The sequence below is a fragment of the Yoonia sp. genome (assembly GCF_965660735.1).
In the GTDB taxonomy this organism is placed as follows: Bacteria; Pseudomonadota; Alphaproteobacteria; order Rhodobacterales; family Rhodobacteraceae; genus Yoonia.
Window position 1 is genome coordinate 1 of sequence record NZ_CBFIBD010000071.1, and the last position, 4167, is coordinate 4167.

Below are 4167 nucleotides of genomic sequence, written 5' to 3' on the forward strand. Positions count from 1 at the left end.
GGGAAGTGGATCAGTTGGGATGCACCCTGTTCCGGCTGCACCTCGTAGGAATGGACACGGTTCAGGAAAGTGCCGGTGGGCTGCGCGCCGTAGGGGTCCTGATCCGACAGCGGCGCACCATAGTTTTCAGTGTTCCAACCCTTGCAGGAGATCACACAGGCATGACAGCCGACACAGGTATCAAGGTCTATCACAAGCCCGAGTTTCTTGGCCGTGGTTCCGGGAAGCTGGGTCATGCGGCGGACCTTTCGATTGATGCTGGCACAATCTGGCCAATCGGTGCTTCTGTGTCTGCATCCCATGTAACGATGAACCAGATGAAGCTGCCCAACGTCAGGGTGACGAATGCTGCGATCAGCAACAGGACTTGCCGGTTTGTCATTTTTCGACCTTCCATTTCAGGGCATCGGGGCCTTTTGGCACCGGCGATTTGATCGCTGGCATTTCTGGCTGTGCCGCGTTCGGGGTGGCGGATCTTTCGATCTTGACCCGCAGGTCGAACCACGCGGCCTGTCCGGTGATCGGGTCGGAATTCGCCCAGCGCAGCCCATCGCCCTTGGGCGGAAGCAGTTCGTGAATCAGATGGTTGAGCAAAAAGCCTTTGGTTGCCTCTGGCGCGTCCTTGTCCAGGGCCCAGGCACCCTTGCGCTTGCCGATGGCATTCCATGTCCAGACGGTGTTTTCGTTCAGGCTGGCCTGATGTGCCACCGGCACCGTGATTGATCCGTGCGCGGACGTGACCCGCGCCCAGTCGCCTTCACTGAACCCGTTCGCTTCCCATATCTTTGTGGGCACATACAATGGGTTATGGCCGTGGATTTGCCGCAACCACGCATTTTGGGTGCCCCAGCTGTGATACATGGCCATGGGCCGCTGGGTCAGTGCGTGAATGGGGTATTCGACGGGGTCGATATGGCCGTCCTCGATCGGGGGATACCAGATCGGCAGCGGGTCCATCGTCAGCTTGATGCGCCCGCGCAGGTGGTCTGGCGGCTGACGGGTGCCGACGCCTTCGGCGGCGGCCTGAAACTTGCGCATCGGTTCCACGTATAGCTGGAAAATATAGGGCTGGACGACGTCGTAGAAGCCCATTTTCACAGCCCAGTTCTGATAGTCCATCGAGAACGGTTTGTAATAGGCTGCGTTTTCGGGGACGTGTTCCAGCCAGAATCCGCCGTTGTCGATGTAGGTCTGCAACTGGTCGGGGTTCGCATCACCGCGCCCGCCCTGTGGGCCGTCTTGACCTTTGCGCCAGCCTGCCAGCGGGCCGATGCCGGGGCGGCGAATGTGATTGGTGATGTAGTCGGCGTAGTCCTGATATTTCTGGCTGCCATCGTCGTTCACAAACCCCGGAAGGCCCAGTCGCGCGCCAAGATCACACAGCACCGACTGGAACCCGCGCACATCGCGGTCGGGTTCGACGACCGGCCAGCGGATTGCATCGGCCACGCCATCCGCCTCGCAGATCGGACGGTCGAGCAGTGAAATGCAGTCGTGCCGTTCCAGATAGGTCGTGTCGGGCAGGATCAGGTCGGCATAGGCGACCATTTCGGATGAATAGGCATCGGAATAAATGATCCGCGGGATGACGTAATCGCCGTTTTCATCCTTATCGGTCAGCATCTTGTGGACGCCGCCCACGTTCATCGACGAATTCCACGACATGTTCGCCATATACATGAACAGCGTGTCGATCTTGTAGGGCACGCCCGCATGGGCGTTCGAGATCACCATATGCATCAACCCATGGGCGGACATCGGGTTTTCCCAGGAATAGGCCTTGTCGATGCGGATCGGCTCACCTGCGTCGTCAAGGCACAGATCCTCTGGCCCGTGTGGATAACCCAAATGCGGGCCGTCCAGCGCCTGACCAGGTGTGACCTTGCAATGGGGTTTGGGGTGGGCGGTGGCCGGTTTGGGGTAGGGCGGTTTGAACCGCATGCCGCCGGGGGTTTCGACGGACCCGAGGATGATTTGCAGTGTGTGCAGCGCCCGGCAGGTCTGGAACCCGTTGGAATGCGCCGAAATCCCGCGCATGGCGTGGAAAGACACAGGGCGACCGACCATCTTGTCGTGCTTCACGCCGCGGAAATCGGTCCATTCGCGGCCCAGTTCGATCGCTTCGTCAAAGGCCACACGCGCCAGATCGGCGGCAATTGCGCGGATGCGTGTGGCAGGGATGCCGCAGCGTTCTTCGACCGCTTCTGGGGCATAGTCGTCGGACAGATAGCGATCCGCCATCAGGTGGAAAACAGGCCGGTGCGTGACCCCATTCGCTGTGTGCGTGCCGGAAAGATCGGGTTCAACCCCTTGACCGTTCCAAGCGGCCAGTTTGCCGGTGCGCCGGTCGATGACCTGCGGTTGGCCGTCCGCATCGCGCAGGAACAGGCCGAACTGCTCGCTGTCGGGGTCTTCGTTCACAAGGACAGATGCATTGGTGAACCGCGCCAGATAGTCCAGATCGACGCGGCCGGCCTTCATCAGGCAATGCACCATCGCCAGAATGAAAAGCCCGTCGGTGCCGGGCGTGATCCCGACCCAATCATCGGCAACAGCGTTATAGCCGGTGCGGATCGGGTTCACCCCGATCATCCGCGCGCCGCGTTCCTTGATCTTGCCGATGCCCATCTTGATGGGGTTGCTGTCATGGTCTTCGGCCACGCCGAACAGCATGAACAGCTTGGTATGGTCCCAATCGGGCTGGCCGAATTCCCAGAACGCGCCGCCCATCGTATAGATGCCCGCAGCGGCCATGTTGACCGAACAAAACCCGCCGTGCGCGGCATAGTTGGGCGTGCCGAACCCCTGCGCCCAGAAGCTGGTGAACGACTGCGACTGGTCGCGCCCGGTGAAGAACGCCAGCTTTTCAGGGGCATTTTCGCGCACCGGTTTCAGCCAGTCGGTGGCCAGCGTCAGCGCCTCTTCCCAGCTGATTTCCGCGAATTCGCCCGACCCGCGCGGGCCTGTCCGCCGCAAGGGTGCACGCAGGCGCGAGGGCGCGTTGTGCTGCATGATGCCCGCAGATCCTTTGGCGCAGAGCACCCCCTGATTGACCGGATGATCCTTGTTGCCTTCGATATAGGCAACTTTTCCACTCTTCATATGCACGTTGATCCCGCAACGACAGGCGCACATGTAGCAGGTCGTCTTGCGCACCTCGTCGGACACAAAGGGGGATGTATCAAGTTGGGGTTGATCAAGGGACATATGTTTACCTTTCAGGGACGTTCGCGCAGATCAAGGGGCGACCCATTTCATTTCGGTAACCCGCAACTGATCGCGGCCAGCGCAGCAGAGGCGATGCGCGCGGCGGGCGGGTCGGCGCGCGAGGTCAGAAGAATGGGCACCTTTGCGCCGGTTACAAGGCCCGCCGCACAGCCGCCGGTGAAATAAACAAAGGCTTTGAACAGCGCGTTGCCGGACACGATGTCGGGCACAATGATCGCGTCGGCGTGTCCGGCGACGGGGTCAGCCGTCAGACCCTTGGTCGCGGCAGCGTCGGGTGACATGATCAAATCAAGCGCAAGCGGGCCCGACACATCCATGTCTGTGAATTCGCGTTTGGCCCAGGTGGCCAGCGCATCGCCGTCCATTGAACTGGGCACGGACGCAATCGCACTTTCAGTGGCGGACAGGATCGCGATCTTGGGGCGTGGCGTGTCCAGCCGGTTCAGCAGTGCCTTGACCTCGGCAATGGATGCCTTGCGGGTTTCAAGGTCGGGGGTCACGTTCACCGCTGCATCCGATATCAGGATCGGCCGCCCACCGTCAGGGTGGCTGATGTGAAAGATATGCACAAAGCGTTGGCCTGTGCGTAGCCCTGCATCGCGGCTGACGGCGGCCTTCATGAAAACATCCGTGTGCAACTGACCCTTCATCAGCACATCGGCCTCGCCTGCGCCACACAGGGCGGCGGCGATCTCGCCTGCTTGTTGTTCGCCGGCGGTGTCATAGATGACATAGCCCGAAATATCCCAGCCCAGTCGCGCGGCTTCGGCGCGGATCATATCCGCCTCACCCACGAAGACCGGCACCATGACCCCCGCTTTTGTCGCCTCTTTCGCGGCGAGCATTGGCAATGGTGCACCTGCCCGCGCAATCGCCACGCGTGGGGGCGCAAACCGATTGGCCCGGATCAAGAGGTCTTGCGGGATTTCGGCCGTGCGG

At 61.1% G+C, this 4167-nt stretch carries 3 protein-coding genes and 1 pseudogene; all 4 read right to left on the reverse strand.

All coding sequences use genetic code 11. The annotated features are described in order from the left end of the window. A pseudogene (locus ACTG4B_RS15250) lies at window positions 1–236 on the reverse strand (4Fe-4S dicluster domain-containing protein); the annotation flags it as partial. Further along, complete coding sequence (locus ACTG4B_RS15255; protein ID WP_439156556.1) at window positions 233–382, reverse strand: hypothetical protein; 150 nt, start codon at window positions 380–382, stop codon at window positions 233–235. The gene ACTG4B_RS15255 and the pseudogene ACTG4B_RS15250, both read right to left, overlap by 4 nt. Continuing rightward, on the reverse strand, window positions 379–3207 hold the full coding sequence (locus ACTG4B_RS15260) for a molybdopterin oxidoreductase family protein (protein ID WP_439156557.1): 2829 nt from the start codon (window positions 3205–3207) through the stop codon (window positions 379–381). The genes ACTG4B_RS15255 and ACTG4B_RS15260 overlap by 4 nt, the downstream gene beginning before the upstream one ends. A 47-nt stretch (window positions 3208–3254) precedes the next feature. Continuing rightward, entirely contained in the window at window positions 3255–4154 is a 900-nt protein-coding gene (locus ACTG4B_RS15265; RefSeq protein WP_439156558.1) for a phosphate acyltransferase, read from the reverse strand. Between the last annotated feature and the right edge of the window lie 13 nt (window positions 4155–4167).